Annotated in this window: 15 protein-coding genes and 2 riboswitches; of the genes, 9 read left to right on the top strand and 6 right to left on the bottom strand. The window is 45.3% G+C overall.

The window, feature by feature from the left end; all coding sequences use genetic code 11:
* The first annotated feature begins 29 nt into the window (after positions 1 to 29).
* Both OKS35_RS13625 and OKS35_RS13620 read left to right on the top strand, forming a co-directional pair.
* The gene (locus OKS35_RS13625) at positions 30 to 857 is read left to right on the top strand and encodes a CPBP family intramembrane glutamic endopeptidase (RefSeq protein ID WP_264093247.1); all 828 of its coding nucleotides are present in this window, start codon (positions 30 to 32) and stop codon (positions 855 to 857) included.
* Positions 858 to 884: 27 nt separating this feature from the next.
* The gene (locus tag OKS35_RS13620) at positions 885 to 1,406 is read left to right on the top strand and encodes a GNAT family N-acetyltransferase (protein ID WP_264093246.1); all 522 of its coding nucleotides are present in this window, start codon (positions 885 to 887) and stop codon (positions 1,404 to 1,406) included.
* Between the two features lie 22 nt (positions 1,407 to 1,428).
* On the opposite strand, the gene OKS35_RS13615 is transcribed toward OKS35_RS13620, so the two are convergent.
* From OKS35_RS13615 to OKS35_RS13605, 3 genes are all read right to left on the bottom strand, one after another.
* Positions 1,429 to 2,931 carry an SH3 domain-containing protein gene (locus tag OKS35_RS13615; protein ID WP_264093245.1) on the bottom strand — a complete coding sequence of 501 codons (1,503 nt, stop codon included), beginning with the start codon at positions 2,929 to 2,931 and terminating at the stop codon, positions 1,429 to 1,431.
* A gap of 174 nt (positions 2,932 to 3,105) precedes the next feature.
* Positions 3,106 to 3,306 carry a hypothetical protein gene (locus OKS35_RS13610; RefSeq protein WP_196431513.1) on the bottom strand — a complete coding sequence of 67 codons (201 nt, stop codon included), beginning with the start codon at positions 3,304 to 3,306 and terminating at the stop codon, positions 3,106 to 3,108.
* Between the two features lie 66 nt (positions 3,307 to 3,372).
* Complete coding sequence (locus OKS35_RS13605; RefSeq protein ID WP_196431512.1) at positions 3,373 to 4,056, bottom strand: hypothetical protein; 684 nt, start codon at positions 4,054 to 4,056, stop codon at positions 3,373 to 3,375.
* Positions 4,057 to 4,304: 248 nt separating this feature from the next.
* Here OKS35_RS13605 and OKS35_RS13600 point away from each other — a divergent pair, with 248 nt between their 5' ends.
* Complete coding sequence (locus tag OKS35_RS13600; RefSeq protein WP_196431511.1) at positions 4,305 to 5,567, top strand: tetratricopeptide repeat protein; 1,263 nt, start codon at positions 4,305 to 4,307, stop codon at positions 5,565 to 5,567.
* 50 nt (positions 5,568 to 5,617) lie between these two features.
* Here the strand turns inward: OKS35_RS13600 and OKS35_RS13595 are convergent, their stop codons facing one another.
* Together OKS35_RS13595 and OKS35_RS13590 are read right to left on the bottom strand one after the other, a co-directional pair.
* Positions 5,618 to 5,935, bottom strand: a complete 318-nt coding sequence (locus OKS35_RS13595; protein WP_074034697.1) for a hypothetical protein — start codon at positions 5,933 to 5,935, stop codon at positions 5,618 to 5,620.
* Between the two features lie 197 nt (positions 5,936 to 6,132).
* Positions 6,133 to 7,974 carry an ATP-binding protein gene (locus OKS35_RS13590; RefSeq protein ID WP_214784853.1) on the bottom strand — a complete coding sequence of 614 codons (1,842 nt, stop codon included), beginning with the start codon at positions 7,972 to 7,974 and terminating at the stop codon, positions 6,133 to 6,135.
* A 241-nt stretch (positions 7,975 to 8,215) separates the two neighbouring features.
* Here OKS35_RS13590 and OKS35_RS13585 point away from each other — a divergent pair, with 241 nt between their 5' ends.
* From OKS35_RS13585 to OKS35_RS13560, 6 genes are all read left to right on the top strand, one after another.
* Positions 8,216 to 8,821, top strand: a complete 606-nt coding sequence (locus tag OKS35_RS13585; protein WP_015880695.1) for a flavin reductase family protein — start codon at positions 8,216 to 8,218, stop codon at positions 8,819 to 8,821.
* A gap of 171 nt (positions 8,822 to 8,992) precedes the next feature.
* Positions 8,993 to 9,943 carry an AAA family ATPase gene (locus OKS35_RS13580; RefSeq protein ID WP_074034693.1) on the top strand — a complete coding sequence of 317 codons (951 nt, stop codon included), beginning with the start codon at positions 8,993 to 8,995 and terminating at the stop codon, positions 9,941 to 9,943.
* Positions 9,940 to 11,010 (top strand): DUF58 domain-containing protein, encoded by a 1,071-nt coding sequence (locus OKS35_RS13575; protein ID WP_159563475.1) that lies wholly within the window; start codon positions 9,940 to 9,942, stop codon positions 11,008 to 11,010. The genes OKS35_RS13580 and OKS35_RS13575 overlap by 4 nt, the downstream gene beginning before the upstream one ends.
* Positions 11,007 to 13,106 (top strand): transglutaminase domain-containing protein, encoded by a 2,100-nt coding sequence (locus OKS35_RS13570; protein ID WP_264093244.1) that lies wholly within the window; start codon positions 11,007 to 11,009, stop codon positions 13,104 to 13,106. Before OKS35_RS13575 ends, OKS35_RS13570 begins: the two co-directional genes overlap by 4 nt.
* 41 nt (positions 13,107 to 13,147) lie before the next feature.
* A riboswitch (purine riboswitch) is annotated at positions 13,148 to 13,248 on the top strand.
* Positions 13,249 to 13,359: 111 nt separating this feature from the next.
* Positions 13,360 to 14,883, top strand: a complete 1,524-nt coding sequence (guaA, locus tag OKS35_RS13565; protein ID WP_318841975.1) for a glutamine-hydrolyzing GMP synthase — start codon at positions 13,360 to 13,362, stop codon at positions 14,881 to 14,883.
* 134 nt (positions 14,884 to 15,017) lie between these two features.
* A riboswitch (purine riboswitch) is annotated at positions 15,018 to 15,119 on the top strand.
* Between the two features lie 88 nt (positions 15,120 to 15,207).
* Complete coding sequence (locus OKS35_RS13560) at positions 15,208 to 16,569, top strand: NCS2 family permease (RefSeq protein ID WP_251030967.1); 1,362 nt, start codon at positions 15,208 to 15,210, stop codon at positions 16,567 to 16,569.
* A gap of 26 nt (positions 16,570 to 16,595) precedes the next feature.
* On the opposite strand, the gene OKS35_RS13555 is transcribed toward OKS35_RS13560, so the two are convergent.
* Complete coding sequence (locus OKS35_RS13555) at positions 16,596 to 17,438, bottom strand: VanW family protein (RefSeq protein ID WP_264093242.1); 843 nt, start codon at positions 17,436 to 17,438, stop codon at positions 16,596 to 16,598.
* Positions 17,439 to 17,729: the final 291 nt, after the last annotated feature.

Raw genomic sequence — 17,729 nt, 5'->3', positions numbered from 1 at the left:
GGTACTACATTGCTGAAGGGGTGCTGATTATGTATAAAAACAAATACATCAACTTTTTCTTATTGGTCTCATTCGGCTATTCATGGTTCATATGGGGGAGCTTGTACTGGTGGACCGATTTGCCAATCATGGTCATCGTTATTTTAGGGGCGTTTGGTCCAAGCATTGCAGGGTTTCTCACGATGTATCGACTTCGGGGCGGGGAAGGGGTGACACATCTTCTTCGGAAAAGCATTCAGTTCCAGATGAGTTGGAAGGCGTATGCGATTCCTTTTTTGTTGGTGCCGTTCTTATTTCTCGTAGCGTATTGGTGGACGGATCGAAGCGGTGCCCTACTCGTTCGCGAACCGTGGTGGGTCGTCCCATACTTTCTCTATATGCTAGTTCTCGGAGGGACGTTGCAGGAAGAGTATGGATGGCGCGGCTATTTGCTGGACGCCTTACAATCAAGACTCTCTCCACTTCTAGCTAGCCTGTCACTCGGGGTCCTTTGGGCGATGTGGCATATTCCTCTCTTCTTCATGGCTGGAACAGGACAGGCGAATTTGTCATTTTGGGCGTATGGCTTAGCCGTGATGGCATATACGATCATCATGACTTGGGTATACAACGGTTCGTCGCGCAATTTATGGTCGGCCTTTCTCATGCATACGATGTTCAACGTAATGTTCGTGATGGTCGGGTTCGAAGCGGAAAGTGGTTATCCAATCGGGTTTATTCATTTGACGATCACGTTATGGACCGCTGCGATTTTAGTCATTTGGAAAACGTACGGTAAATTGAGTTATGAGCCACTCGAGGAAATGATTCCCTCGTACCCGAGTGTTACGCAACGAATGCGTGAGGGTAAAGAGTAGGACAAAAAAGAAAAGGAAGTGGACGTCTTGAATTTTCGCGCACTCGAACAATCAGACTTGAGATCCTTGCAGCGCTTGTTTATGGAGAGTCTGAGTGACTTGATTCGACGAGAGCGTTTTGAAGATGCCGATTTGCTCGATGAAGAAGTGGCACGTCTGAACACGACGATTCAAGATCATTTCGATGATGACACCGTTCAACTGTACATTGTGGAAGAAGACGGAATCATTGTGGGAGCAGGGGCGTTACTACCTCCGAATGATATCATCTCAGGAAACATACAAATTGAGCGTGGTGCGATCGAGCTAGGGAGTGTCTATGTGTCACCTCGTATGCAGCGGCGAGGTGTCGGACAATACTTGTTAGAAGAAATGATGCGTGAAATTTCGGATCGAGGGAAAGACGTCTTTTATTTAGATGCCGGATTCCCGAGCGCCCAAGCCTATTGGCAAAAACGATTGGGTGAGCCATCTCATATCCTCGAACATTATTGGGGTCCCGGGGCATCACATATGATTTGGCGGGTCAATATCAAACAAGGAACTTAGCTGAGTGCTAAGTTCCTTGTTTTTAGTAATAAGATCGCATGAATTGATGAATGCCGGATGCCGTTGCTTCAGCCATTCGTTGACGATATGTCGTACTCGTTAAATGTGAGCGGTCGCTTGAATTACTGATGAATCCGTATTCGACAAGGGTAGAAGGTGACACGTTACGTCCGACTACGTATACATTTTGATACTTGACCCCACGGTTTTGAATCGTGGAAATCCGTGAAGCGATCTCTTTATTGATACTTGAGCCGAGACTACGGCTGGCAGAAACGTAAGGGTTTGTCGTATAGCTATCTGACGTTGGGACGAGTACCTCATGTCCATGAGCCGTGTTATAAACAGAAGAGTTCGCGTGAAGACTGACGAACACATCCCCTTTATAAGATTTGTTGAGTGACACACGTTGGTCAAGGGAGAGGTACGTATCGTTTGAGCGAGTCAATTTAACGTTGTAGTCATATGTGCTCGATAAGACGCCAGCAAGGCGTTTCGCGATATCAAGTGCAATTACTTTCTCGTAAACCGATCCGTAGACAGCGCCAGGGTCGTTTCCGCCATGCCCTGCGTCGATGACGACCGTTTTACCAGTTCCGTCTGTATCGGTTGGTGTCGTGACAGTCGTAGGCTTCAAGTACTCGGATGCTACATAACCGGTTTTCCCATTGTATGTGACTTTATACCACGAGTCGTAACGACTGACATACTTGACGACCGACCCGGCCGGAATGACGGTTAAGACATTGCTCCAAGAGGCCGCGCTAAGGCGCATGTTCAAGTTCACGGTCGTTTCATAATAAGCAGACGGGGTTACAGGAGCTGTGGTCGCCGTTAAATAGTCAGAAGAAACGTAACCGGTTTTTCCATTATAGGTGACCTTATACCATGACCCGTAGCGACTCACATATTTGACCGTCGCACCCGACGGAATCGTCGTGACGACAGAACTCCATGAAGCGGCGCTGAGACGCAGGTTTAAATTGGCAGTCGTCTTATAATAGTCCGAAGGTGGGACGGGAGCACTCGTAGCTGTTAAATAAGCAGAAGCGACGTAGCCCGTCTTTCCATTGAACGTCACTTTGTACCATGACCCATAGCGACTGACATACTTGACGGTCGCGTCGGCAGGGATCACGGTGACGACATCACTCCATGAAGCGGCAGTAAGACGCATATTTAATCGGTCTGTTGTCTTATAGTAAGCAGAAGTGTTCGAGACCGTAACGTATTGAGAAGAGACATATCCTGTTTTGCCTCCATAACTGACTTTGTACCACGAACCGTATGTACTGATATACGTGACGCTTGAGCCAGATGGAATGGTCAACAGGACAGGGCTCCAAGTGGCTGCACTTAAGCGAAGATTTAAGTTGGCGGTAGTGGTATAGGTCGAGGCGGCTTCAACAACAGTCGATTGAATACCAGATGAATCCAGTTGGAACGGGACGATTGCTGCCCCGGATATTGCAAGTGAAGAGCTGAGTAACAGCTTTAAACTCCATGATGATTTTGTTTCATTCAATGTTCAAACTCCTTTATTCATTAAACTAGTGACAAGGGCGGCGTATGAGAGTGCATCTAGGTTGTCCCTGTTTATTATATAAGTAAAAAGGAAAAAATGGAGGGGAATATATAATTCATTTACCTTTTTTCTCAAAATAAAAAAAGACGCACAAGGCGTCTGGAGTAAATCAGATTAAACGATGCGAGGCATACTTTCATTACTAAAGGTTGCTGGTACGTCGATTTGTACAATGCGTGGTCTTTCTTCGGCATTTATAGTAATCGGTTCTTCGATTTTTACAATACGTGGTCTTTCTTCTGCAAAAGGTTTAAATGAACTTCCGAGTAAAAGCACTGCAGTTGTAATAAAGAAAAATCCAGCTAACTTTTTCATGTTTAATTCCTCCGTTGTATAATGATTTATATGGGAAAAAATTAATGCCAATCTCGATAAGGTGATTTACATGGGATCCGAGGATTTTAAAAGCTGATAGATATCTTCAGACTGTTCTTTAACAGAATCGAACAAGTTTCCTGAATAGGTTTCAGGTAAACTTGGTTCGAAAATAGTCACTTTATCAGAATCGTTTATCATTAAAGTCGCTACAATCGGAACGTTCACAGTTTGACTTAATAAAGTACTACAAAGTGGGGTGCAAACTTTGTGTAGTTGCTCTAATGAATTAGGTCGCCAACATACAGACGCTTCGGGAAGAATATACAAAATATGTCCTTCGCTCAAAAGCGTTTCACATTGTTTAGATAACAAATCTGAATCCTGTTCGACGTTGATGAACTCATAATCATGAAGTTGTGTTTCATAAGAAGTTTTGCTACTTCTTTTCAAAATTGACAACGATAGTTCTGGACCTAAAATGTAAAGTCTTTTAAAAGAACGATTTGCTTTTAGCGTTTTTGAAATTAATTTCGGAAGACGTTGATAGTAATCGATTTGAAATGCGTTTACAATAAAGCCTTTAGTAGAAGATAATAATTGTGTCAAATTTTCTAATCCTTCGAAATGATTTAAGTCATCTTTCGAATATGAATGGTCTACAACCGCAGACGGTTTAGAAGATTTCGACTTAAAGTAGATTTTCGGTTTAATATAATCTTCAGCGAGTAAAAAACTGAGTTTCCCCATGCTAACCATCCACCTCCTACAAACTATTCATCTTAATTGAAAAAGTAGAACTAAAGTCCAAATCACTATTGATTGACTAGTTAAATCTTATCATGATTAATTGTGATGATGGATAAGTTTGAGTTGGGAAAATTTTGTTTGAAAATCTCGATTAAGTTGAATATTAAAGTCTGAATTTCCTGAAAGCACTTCACATTAATGATTGATAAGTGAAGTTCGAAAATAGGGCAAAGGGGCTACTACTAATAATGGAGTATAACTATGGAAATTTAATTAGAGTAGAACGCTTGCGAAAAAATATGAAACAATCTGTATTAGCAAGAGGAATATGTTCCATTTCTTACCTAAGTAAAATTGAAAATAATCAAACATCTGCTAGCGAGGAAGTCCTAGAACTTCTTTTTGAACGGCTTGAAATTGAAGTACCTTTATATCATGATTTTAGCTACCAATCAGAGAAAGTTATCATAGAAATCAGGGAAATTTTGAAAGAAGCAATTCTTACTCGGAAAGACCTTGACAAACAAGGGGAAATTAAAAAGTATTTGAATCACCCTGCGGTAAAACAGTCAAAATCGGTGTATACAACTCTTATGGTTACATTGGCCCGCTTTGGGGTCATGCCAGGTGGTGATTCAAAGTATGTAACTGAAGTAGGATGGATTGAAGACCAACTTTCGCCTGATGATCGTATTCGATATTACACAGTGAAGGCACTTCAATATTTTCAAGAAAACGAAAAAGAACTTTCATATAAATTAATTGAAGAAATAACAAATAAATTACCTCATTCAGGAATACCTGATTGGGAAGCTGCAGATATTCGTTACATTACAGGTGCGTTATATTTCCGTTTTACCGACAACACACAGGCTCTTGAAAATCTTCAAGCTTCATTGAAATATTTTCAAGAGAATTTTTGCTTGGAGCGAATGATAGAGTGTCATATGGTGATTGGATTGACTTATAAAAGACGAAAACGCTACGCAGATGCGCTCTCCTATAATCAAAAAGCCTTAAAAGTCGCTAATGCAACTGATTTAAGAAACTATTATGGGATGCTTTATAACAATATAGGAGAGATCTATTCGTTGTTAGGAGAACAAGATAAGGCGCTTACGTACTTCATGGAGAGTTTTGAATACAAAGTGGACATCAGAAGTAAGCTATTCAGCGTTTTATCATTAGTAGAGGTAAATGCAACACAGGAAAATGAACAAGGTGTCTTAGATTGGTTAGAAACAGGGCACGAATTGATGAAACAACATGAAGCGGTTGAGGAATTTAATCAGCACTTTAATGTTTATTGGAACCATTTTAAAGATAAGAATCCGCAAAAGCTCATGGAGAGTCTAAAAAGTGCCGTAACTTATTTTGAAGATCACGACGAGTACGTATATGCAAAAAAATATGCCCTTTGGCTAGCGAAAGAGCTAAGAGAGAATGGAAAATACAAGCAAGCAACAGACTATTACGAAAAAGTAATTTCAATTATGTCACAAGCAGAATGACGCTCTCTTCGAGCGTCATTCTTAATGAGATAAATTATTCTCAGAGTCATTTATGGCGTTGTAAAATAATGCACAGTCCACACTTGTTCTTGAACGAGGCGTTCGTCTTCTATATGACCGTTAAGGACCTGCTGTAATAGATGAATCAAATGTTTTTGAAGATTCGCATCATGAGAGCCACTATGCAAAATTTCCTCTTCGCTCGCAACAATGTAAAAACCACCAAGCCGCAATGGCACATGCTTCCGAATCAAAGCAGCGGCAGTTTGAAACTTCGCTTGCTCCCCCATGTGAGGCACGTCAATCTCGAAACGTCCCCATTGATTAAAATCTCCAATTTCTGAAAAAGGTGGGTCACGATGATCCAATGGCAAGTCCTCCGATCCTAGCAATCTCTTTATATTCAGTATATCTTGTTTTCGACTTAAAACGTGCAAAAATAAATGGATAGGATAACCTACATCTACGAAAATGAATCGGTTTCTTTCCTTTCTATATTCTGTAAAAGGATTCCTTCCAAATTAGGAAAAAAAGAGTCAAAAATAACACGGTCGTTTGGACCGTGTTATTGCATAATGTGTTCTTTTGAGGTTGGGAGTTCACAGATAAATGTACTTCCTTCCCCATATACCGATTCGACATGGAGTTGACCATCATGGGCTTTGGCAATTTCTTTACAAATTGCGAGACCGAGACCGGTACCTCCGATTTTTCGACGGTCCGAATTATCGACGCGGTAAAATTTCCCGAAGAGGTGAGGGAGCGAGGCACTCGGTATTCCCATACCATGGTCTCTCACTTTCATCACGACCTCTTCATCTACGCGTTCGAGCGATACAAGGATATTCCCGCCATCTGGCGAATATTTGATGGCGTTACTTAATAGGTTACCGAGTAATTGACGCATCCCTTCTAAGTCTGCATCGATAATAAAGTCTTGTTCGGTATCGGCATCGATGAATAGTTCATGCCGGTCCGTCGTCTCCTGATAAAACGCGACACTGTCTGTGACGAGCTTGTATAAATCGACCGGTTCCCACTCGAACGTTTGCTTTCCAGACTCCATTTTTTGAAGATCCAAGAAATCGTTGACGAGATACGAGAGTCGTTTCGCTTCATCGTGGATTGTCTTCAAATACAGTTCACGACGACTTTCCTTCAAATCTCGTGACAGCATCAGTTCAGTAAATCCGTAAATCGAGGACAATGGTGTCCGTAATTCATGTGAGACGGTCGAGACGAGTTCGGATTTCATCCGATCGATTTCTGTTTCGGCCGTGACGTCACGTAAGACGAGCATCGTTCCACGGAGTTTGCGGTCTCGATAGACACTTTCGGCATAAAGTTGAATGAAGCAATCGCCTTGGTCGATTGAAATCGTGAGCCCATCCTCCGGCGGATCTTGCGTGAAGACGCGTTCGAAGTATCGGACAAACTGTTCATGTTGATCGACCCGTTCCGCCAGCTGTTCGATATCGATGTCAATGGCAGAGAGTTCTTCGTATCCCTTATAGTCAAAGTGTAAATCATCAAACATACGGATGAAGGCGCGATTGCCGACGATAGTGTCATCTTCATAGTTCACATATAAAATGGCCTCACGTACAGAATTGATTAGTTGCGCCGTCTCTTTCCGATCCTGTTGCATCTGGCGATAAAGCTGCATGCGGAGAAGTGAAATGGCAAGTTGACCGGCGAACGCATTCAATTCCGATTTTTCACTGGCATCGTATTGTTCATCGTAACGAGCCAAATAGAGACATCCAATGAGACTATTATCTGATGGGTCCATAATCGGGATGACCGTCTCATAGATATAATATGGATACGTGTGTAACGCATCGACGACCCGCTTAGAAGTGGCGGCCGGTAACTTTGAAATCATGACTCGTTTAAGCAAAAGGGAATCTTTCTTTAGACTTTCTTGTTGATCTTCGGTCATCTCTTTCGGGACAACAGACGTGATTTCTCCGTCTTTTGTGAGTAAAAGGGCACCGAACTCAGATTTTGTAAGCAACACAATCTTTTCAATAACAGAAGAGTAATCGAATAGTGATTCTTTCGAGGCCAATACTTCAATCAACTCATTGCGATATTGAAGATTGATTTCGTTTAATTTGGATTCGTTCAACACGGTTTCGAGCTTTTCTTTCTTCGCTTTCAGTCTGCTATTCTGGTCAGCCATCCGTTTGATAAGCGGGCGTCCGATCAATAAAATGGCACTGATGAACATGACGAGCCCAATCATCCAAATCCATCGGAGAGTATTGAGTTCGAGAGTAGAGACATTCCCATCACGCACGAACCAGGCTCCAATCAAGGTTAAAACCAGACTGAATCCACAGACACTATATAAAATACTGAGTATTTGACGACTGTTCAATTGTTCAATCCACTTGCTGATCATTCGTTCTACTTCCTTCCTTGAACATAAAAAACGATAGGTCATCTTTTCCTTGCCCTGAATTCTATGAGACCGGGAAGGGAAAATGAAGAAATTTGCTTATTCAACGTGCATTAAAATAGATTCACATAATGCGATTTACCCAAAATACATGAAATGTACACGTGGCAACCTGCTTTGCGTTGACATTATTTAACGAAGTGATTACCTTGATATTAAGATAAAACAACGAGGAGTGTAGTCTATGTTATCAATTGAACCGTCTGCCTTGACTGAACGAGACACATATAAGTTTTTGATTGGCAGCATTGTGCCAAGACCGATTGCGTTTGTCACAACACAAAATGGGGACGTGATTAACGCCGCCCCGTTTAGCTATTTTAATGTAGTCGCATCCAACCCTCCGCTCGTCTCCGTCTCAGTTCAACGAAAAGATGGCGTCATGAAAGACACGGCGCGTAACGCACTCCGTACGAATGAACTAGTGATTCATGTCGTAGATGAAACGAACGTCATCAACGTGAACGAGACGGCCGCCAACCTTGCGGCAGATGAGAGTGAGCTGTCTCGTACAGACTTTACGCTTCAACCGAGTGATGTGATTTCGACGCCAGGAGTCAAGGAGGCAAAGGTTCGATTTGAATGTGTGCTCCATCATCACTTGCCGATCGAACATGACGGAAAAACGACTGCCGATTTATTGATTGCGCGAATTGTCCGTTTCCATATTGACCGAGAGTTATATACTCAAGGACGCATCGATGCTAAACGGCTTGCGCCTGTCAGTCGGATGGCCGGCAATAGTTATGCGACCCTTGGGGAACTATTTGACGTGAAGCGTCCAGAGTAATCGATAAACGTGCCCGTTTTTTCTAAAGAACGGACACGTTTTTTGGGTAAAGAAATAGGAAGCGCATTTGGGTGCGGTATTTCTTTCTTTCCGACACTCGCTTGTGTCACAATAAAGTCAGAACATTCTAACTTTCAGTCATCCTAGATCAGAGAAAAAGGGGAGTCCGTCATGTACCGTCCAACTGTCCAATCGATTATTACTGCTATTGAAACCGTGATTGTCGGAAAAGAAGAAGTCATCGCAAAAAGTCTCACTGCCTTGCTAGCAGGTGGGCATGTGCTGCTTGAAGACGTACCAGGAGTCGGAAAGACAATGCTCGTCCGTACGTTCAGCCGAGCGATTGACTTAGATTTTAAGCGCATCCAATTCACACCGGACATGCTACCGTCCGACTTGACCGGGATTTCGATGTACAACCAAAAAACGAGGGAATTTGAATATCGACCAGGTCCGCTCATGGGTAACATCATTTTAGCGGATGAAATTAACCGGACCTCACCGAAAACGCAATCGGCTCTTCTTGAGGCGATGGCTGAGAGAAGTGTAACAGTGGACGGGGAATTGAAAGTGTTACCCTCACCTTTCTTCGTCATGGCGACACAAAACCCGATTGAGCATGAAGGGACGTATCCATTGCCGGAAGCACAGTTGGATCGCTTCTTACTTAAAATCGAGATGGGCTATCCGACATTCAATGAAGAGATTGCATTATTGTCGCGGTTTGAAAAAGAAGAGCCGCTCGAGGCGCTTCAGAGCGTGATTACGAAGCAAGAAGTCGAACTCATGCAACGTGAAGTGAGAGACGTGCATGTGTCGAGTGCGGTCAAACAGTACATTGTGCGATTGGTGCATGAGTCTCGAAAAGATCCGCATACGTATTTAGGAGGAAGTCCGCGAGCCACACTGGCGTTGATGAAAGCGGCACAGTCGTGGGCGTATATCCATAATCGCGATTTCGTCTTGCCGGATGACGTGAAGGCGATGGCGACGAGTGTGCTCGGACATCGCGTACTCTTGACAGCAGAAGCACGGTATAAAGGAAAATCACCGAATCAGCTGATTCAAGATTGGCTGGATACGTTGCCCGTCCCGATGGATCGTGAGGTCAATGAAGTATGAAAAACTGGATGAAGCTGTTCGTTGTATGGGCGGCGGCATTCGGATTGTATGCATTTGCCCGCATCGAAGGCAGTATCGTCGCTTCGACCTTATGGTGGTCGTTCGCTGTGTTGACCGTCTACTGGACACTCTTTATGATTTATCCGGTCACGGCGGCAAATGTGGTGCGCCGTGTGACAACGAAGCGACTTGTTTCTGGACAAACAATGGACGTCGAGTTACGAATTGAACGGAAGTACCCTTTCTTGATTGGGATGGTCACGTTAGAGGAGCGATTGCCACAACGTTTGACGGATGAAGACAAGACGATTGTCGTGCCTGTAGACCGTTTTTTCCGACAAGCAGAAGTCGTCCATTATGAGGTCGAGGCGATCAAGCGTGGGATTCATGTCTTTGACCGCACCGTTCTACATGTACGTGACGTATTTGGTCTGTTCGACCGGAAGCGGACGTTACGACTCGAGACAGTCGTCGAGGTGTCACCCGCTGAGTTGCCGTTTGATTTACCTCGAGACGAACATGTCGGGGGTCGTGGGGAGCAATATCGTCAAATGCGGACATATACCGAAGTGGCCAATACGACCAGCGGGGTTCGGGAGTATGCGGCAGGAGACCGAATCGGACGGATTGATTGGAAGGCATCCGCACGCCGAGGGAACTTGATGACCAAGACGTTTGACCAAGAACAAGAGAAGAAGCTTTCACTCGTGTTCGTACCAGCCGTCTCTGCCGGGTATGAAGAGGCATTTGAACGTTCCCTATCCTTACTTGTTGGAGCGATTCGTCAGTTAGAACGAAAAAATCTGCCGTTTGAGCTCTACGTCATTGAAGAGCAGGTGCGACTGTTCCATCTTCCTGACCAGAGTGCAGAAGTCGGTCATTACTTGTTGACCGCAACGCCAGAAGCTGAGGGGCGTCTCGTCGAACGAGTGAAACAGAAACTGCCTCAACAAACTGGAGATTTGATTTTGATCAGTCCTTTTGAAACGACGTCCATTCGAGAGTTGATGCATGAGACACAGGGTAGCTATCATCTCTACACGGCAGTTAATGAGGTGACGGTATGAAGACATGGGTAACCCGAATCGTCTATACGGTGCTTGCCGCCTATTTGTTGTCGTTCTGGATTGAGCCGATTGTTGGAAGTACGACGTTCGATGTGACGTGGCCGTTTTACTTCCTGCTCATCGTGCCGATGTTTGCCAGTATTCTGCCTTGGGCAGCTTTTCTTGGGATTTCGCTTCTTAATTTCCTCATCGTCTTGTATGCCTATCACGGCAGTATTTTGGACTGGTTTGGTCTATGGATGGAAGATTTGATGGGTGTCATGAGCGGTGAGCTTCCGAATGAAGCGATTTTCTTCTCTGCCATGGCGCTGATCGGCTTACTGTTTGCTGTGCTCGTCGGACGAACGTATCCAAGTTATAGTTTTGCCCTTGGGATGATTGTGTCGACTCTCGGCATCATGGCCTATTTTGATACGTGGACGTTGTATGACGGGGAAGGCAATATCCTGTATGCCATCGTCACATCGCTCCTCTTACTATTTGTCACCGATTTGGCAAAACGACCGAGTCAATCGCTCGTCCGATTCGTCAGTATCGGACTACTCCTCAGTGTCGTCGTGGCTCTCGCAAGTGCTTCACCCACGCTTGAAGGCGATTGGTCTGACCGTATCACTACGAGTTTTCGGAATGCGACGACGGAAGGTGATGGGAGTGGCCCGGGTCGAGTTGGGTATGGAGTGAACGACGAATCGCTAGGTGGTCCGTTCGAACAGGATGACGGCATCGTCTTCATCGCTCGCGGCGTGCCGGCACGCTATTGGCGTATCGAATCCAAGGCGATTTATACGGGGAAAGGTTGGGTCGAATCACCAGTCCTGGACTCTAACTACAATCGTGGTCAGTTAGTGGACTCGGAAGTGGATACGACACCGGAACAGGCATTGTTACGTTTTGAGCGCCGACAACCGTTTGTTCCTTATGGTGGAGAATATCCGCAAGCTATCGAAACAGAGTCCGGTACCGAATTTCGAGTCGGTGATATCGAACGGGCTTTCCCGAACGAGACGATTACGATGCAACCGTCCGGAAAGATTGTATTTGAAAATGAGGAACAATCGACTCCGCGGACGATCCAACTTCGTTATAGTGTCCCGGCTTTCTCTGAAGAACAACTGGCATTGAATGAAGAGATCACATCGCTCACGGAAGAAGAACAACAGGTCTATTTACAGCTACCGGAATCGTTGCCAGAGCGTGTACGAGATTTAGCCGCTGACATCACGGCGGAGAGTGAGACACCGAACGAGAAGGCGGAAGCGGTAGAAGCCTATTTCCGAAATGGAGAATTTCAATACGACACCGAAAATGTGGCACAACCGGAAGGGGAGACAGATTATGTTGACCAGTTCCTGTTCGACACACAAATCGGGTATTGCGATAACTTCTCGACGTCAGCTGCCGTGTTGTTGCGTGCGAACGGCATACCGACGCGTTGGGTAAAAGGATTTACGATGGGTGACACACGAGGGGTCGTTCAAGGCGAAGAAGAACATACGATTCGAAATCGTCACGCCCACTCGTGGGTCGAGTATTTCATTGAAGGCGCGGGCTGGGTCCCGTTAGAAGCGACGATCAGTTTCTCGGACGCCAACTTATTGCAGATGGAACGAGAAACGGATACGGAAGACACGACACCGGCTGCGAACGATCCCCAAGCAAATCAGGACAACGATACGCAAAACCGTCCGCAAGAAGATTTGTTGATCGATGATGTGACGACAGGTGATGTTCAAGAGGAGGCGCGCAACATGCCCGTGTGGGGATGGATTGTCATTCTCTTCCTCGTGGTGATCCTCGTTTGGAATCGTAAAATCATCGCGCGTCAAATCATGTATGTCTGGTGGATGAGTCGTCCGCTCACGGATGGGCGTCTCGTATCGATGCACCGCTATTTGATGAAACGACTGCGTGCGAACGGATTTAAAATTGATGGACGTACGCCTTCGGAACTCGCCAAAGAGGTCGATGCCTACTATGAAACGAATGATATGACCCGTCTGACGGCTTTGTTTGAGCAAGTTGTTTACGCAGAACAAGAGCCAAATTCAAAATATAAAGAATATTGGAAAATCATGATTCGTCGAATTATGAGTTGAAGTGACGAGATGCATCAAGTAAGATAGACGCATTAGTTAGATAATTGAACATGGCATTCCTTCGTATATACTCGTGAATTGGCGCGAGAGTCTCTACCGGACCACCGTAAATGGACCGACTATGAAGGAGCACGTTTCGTATACAAAGAAAAGGGCGTGCTTCTTCTTCGGTTTGGATAATCTGGGGGAGAGGCGCGTCCTTTTTTTGAGGAGAAGGCAGAAAGGTGGAGATTTCGTGAAAGTAGAACAAGAAATGATTTTGGTGCTTGATTTTGGTGGTCAGTATAACCAGTTGATCACACGTCGTGTCCGTGACCTTGGCGTATACAGCGAGTTGCATTCACATAAGATGACGGCTGCGGAGATTCGCGAATTGAACCCGATCGGCATCATCTTCTCGGGTGGACCGAACAGCGTATACGCGGAAGGCGCATATCGTTGTGATCCAGAGATCTTTGAACTGGGTATTCCAATCTTCGGGATCTGCTACGGGATGCAACTCATGACACATCACTTCGGCGGTCGTGTCGAACGTGCCGCTCATCGTGAATATGGAAAAGCGACATTGTTCTCGACGCCGGAAGCATCAGCGATTTATAACGGTCTTCCAGTCGAACATACAGTATGGATGAGCCACGGTGACCTCGTCATGGAAGCACCGGAAGGATTTATCGTCGATGGAACGAACCCGTCTTGCCCGGTCGCTTCAATTAAAAACGATGAGTTGAAAATGTACGGTGTCCAATACCATCCAGAGGTTCGTCACTCGGAGTACGGAAACGACATCTTAAAAAACTTCATCTATGAAGTATGTGGTGCGAAAGGCGAATGGTCGATGGAAAACTTTATCGACCTCGAAGTGGAGAAAATCCGTGAAATCGTTGGCGATAAGCAAGTTCTTTGTGCGCTTTCGGGCGGTGTCGACTCTTCTGTCGTGGCCGCACTCGTTCATCGCGCAATCGGTGACCAGTTGACGTGTATGTTTGTCGACCATGGTCTCCTTCGTAAAGGGGAAGCGGATAGCGTCATGAAGACGTTCGCAGACGGATTCAACATGAAAGTCATCAAAATCGATGCACAAGAACGTTTCTTGACGAAGTTGGCTGGTGTCTCGGACCCTGAGCAAAAACGTAAGATTATCGGAAACGAGTTCATCTACGTATTTGATGAAGAAGCATCGAAACTGATCGATATGGACTTCCTCGCACAGGGGACGCTCTACACAGACATCATCGAGAGCGGCACAGATACAGCGCAAACGATCAAATCACACCATAATGTCGGTGGGTTGCCGGAAGATATGAACTTCACGTTAATCGAACCACTCAACACGCTCTTTAAAGACGAGGTCCGTGCACTCGGTACAGAACTCGGTCTTCCTGACTATATCGTTTGGCGCCAACCGTTCCCAGGTCCAGGTCTCGGAATTCGTGTCCTTGGTGAAATCACGGAAGAGAAGTTAGAAATCGTGCGTGAATCCGATGCGATCTTGCGTGACGAAGTGAAGAAAGCTGGACTTGAACGCGACATCTGGCAATACTTCACGGTGCTCACGCCGATTCGCTCGGTCGGAGTCATGGGTGACGAGCGTACGTACGACTATGCTGTCGGTGTCCGTGCGGTCACTTCAATTGATGGCATGACGTCTGATTGGGCACGTATTCCATGGGATGTGCTTGAGAAGATCTCTGTCCGGATTGTAAACGAAGTCAGCCACGTTAACCGTGTGCTGTATGACATCACGTCTAAGCCACCTGCAACAATCGAATGGGAATAAGCGGAACAGAGGGGGATTCCCCTCTGTTTTGTCTTAAAACCGAACATTAACGTTTTTTATCGATGTAAAATCCGTGAATTTAGTTGACATTCTATTTTTACGCTGATACGATAAGAACGTTCTTATTATAACCGAACAATTATAAAATATTTTGCCGTATAATGTCGGGGATATGGCCCGAGAGTCTCTACGAAATCACCTTAAATGATTTCACTACGGCGAGACATAGATGAGGGTGTATGCCCTCGTATGTTTCGCGTGGGGTCCTCGGTCATTTGCCGGGGACCTTTTCTCGTTTTACGGCGAGCACAAGGAGGAAAACAAATGAGCACACAGCTCAAGCAAGAACAGCAACAACCATCAACAACGAGTCGGATCGATCGTTACTTCCAACTCACAGCACTCGGGACGAGTGTCCGCACGGAACTGATCGCAGGATTTACAACTTTCCTCGCGATGGCGTACATTCTTTTCGTTAACCCGAACATTCTTGGGGCAGCGGGTATGGATACAGGAGCGGTCTTCGTGGCGACAGGTCTTGTCGCGGTAGTCGGTTCATTGACGATGGGACTTCTCGCGAACTACCCAATTGCGATTGCGCCAGGTATGGGCCTTAACGCGTTCTTCGCATATAGCGTCGTCATCGGGATGGGTATTTCTTGGCAAACGGCTTTGTCAGGTGTACTTGTATCAGGTCTCTTCTTTATCGTATTGACGTTATCAGGAATTCGCGAAACGATTGTCAATGCGATTCCGGCTCCGCTCAAAATGGCGGTTGCTGCAGGGATTGGTTTCTTCATCGCTTTCATCGGTTTGAAAAACGCAGGCATTGTTGTCGCGAATGAAGCAACACTCGTCAGTCTTGGTTCGCTCGGAACGGGCACAACGCTTCTCGCGGTATTCGGTCTCGTGGTCAGTGCCTTGCTCATGGCGCGCGATGTAAAAGGTGGTATTTTCATCGGGATGTTGTTGACGGCGATTGTCGGGATGATCTTCGGTCTCGTGCCAACTCCGACAGCAATCTCAGACGTTGTATCCATGCCGCCGAGTATGTCATCTACATTCGGTCAAGCCTTCATCAACTTCGGTGATGTCTTCACGCTTCAAATGCTCGTTGTCATCTTGACGTTCTTCTTCATCGATTTCTTTGATACAGCAGGAACGCTCGTCGCGGTAGCGCGTCAAGCGGGCATCATGAAAGAAAACAAAGTGCCGCGTGCAAGTAAGGCGTTGTTGGCGGACTCGACTGCAACGGTAGCAGGTGCAATCTTCGGAACATCTACAGCGACTTCATACGTTGAGTCGTCAGCGGGTGTCGCTGCTGGTGGACGTACAGGGTTAACAGCTGTCTTCGCAGGATTATTCTTCGGGTTAGCGTTGTTCTTCTCGCCATTATTGGCAGTCGTGACGGCGCCAGTCACGGCTCCGGCACTCATCATCGTTGGAGTGCTCATGGCTTCGGCACTTCTCGATATCGATTGGAAAAAGATCGAGATTGCAGTCCCGGCCTTCTTGACGATTATCATGATGCCATTGACGTCATCAATCGCTACAGGAATCGGACTTGGGTTCATCCTTTATCCACTCATGATGATTGCAAAAGGGAAGACGAAAGAGATTCATCCGATCATGTACGGGATGTTGATCATCTTCTTAGCATACTTCATGTTCTTGCCACACGCATAAGTTCATTTGAAAAGCCGGCTCTGTAATTAAGAGTCGGCTTTTTTGTATGCAGTATTTTCAGGAAGGAATGGGTCGTACATCGTGATCGCATGATTTTCTGTGATGAACTCGTTTCGAAGATGTATACCATTCATTGAAGTGACTTCTCTAAATATCTGGTTATGTCGAATCGTCCCGCCCCACCATTCACGGGTGAAATGATGGTTTTCTTCATATATACGATACTGTTCTTTATTCGGGATGTTCGAACGCCATTCCCCGACGAGATGATCTCCCTCTATATATAGAAGGAGTTGATACGTTTGTGCTGTCTGGTTTGTGATTTGTAAGTCGAGATAATTATAAGAACATGTCGCACCACTCCCGAAAGGTTGATCCCGTCGGTAATCTGGGAACACATCGTAGCTGTGACGATAACGTTCGGTCACGGTCAAGGGGCTATGTAAGGTGATCCAATAGATTAGATTCGACAGTTGGCATAGACCACCACCGATTCCTGAAGTGACTTTTCCGTAATGGAGAATCATTCCGTCGACGTATCCTTTACGTTTCGTTGGCTTGCCGATCATCTTCCAATAGGAGAGGACGTCGTTTGGAGTCAGGATAGAGCCGTTCAGTTTGGCAATTGCAATCTTCAGATTGGTAACCTTGTTATGCTGAACTTCCATATCGACATCTCGGAGTTGGCGATATAGAGGAGTGCGGTGTGTATGGATCAGATATGGCATCGGGTCAGTATTTCGTTTTGAAACATACTTTCGTTTATCCGTCATCCATTCAAGTCGTCTCTTTAACGTATATACTTGGGTACCGGACCATATTCTGAGCGGTGAACGTTTCTTAGGACGCTGTAGATCAGATTGCATCATTGGTTGACTCCTTATAGGTTTATAGTCGTTTTTAGATATAAGTGTATTCTTTAAAGTGATTTATTCTTCCTTCTTCCATTAAGGAGTTGGGATTCTAAGGAGTTGGGATTCGAACTTTGGATGATGTAGAAAAAGATTTAAAAGTTTTTTTAGAATAATGCTTGCAAGATCAAAAAGCAGGTGATATAGTTATCTCTGTTGCCAGCGACAAACGTTGAACAAACGAAAAAGTTGTTGACATCAAAATGAATTAAATGTTATTATCATTTAGTCGCCAAGAGCGGCAGACGA

Origin of the sequence: Exiguobacterium sp. N5 (genome assembly GCF_025842465.1) — a bacterium.
GTDB lineage: Bacteria > Bacillota > Bacilli > Exiguobacteriales > Exiguobacteriaceae > Exiguobacterium > Exiguobacterium profundum.
The sequence above is the reverse complement of the archived record's forward strand: the minus strand, read 5'-3'. Positions and strand labels throughout refer to the sequence as shown.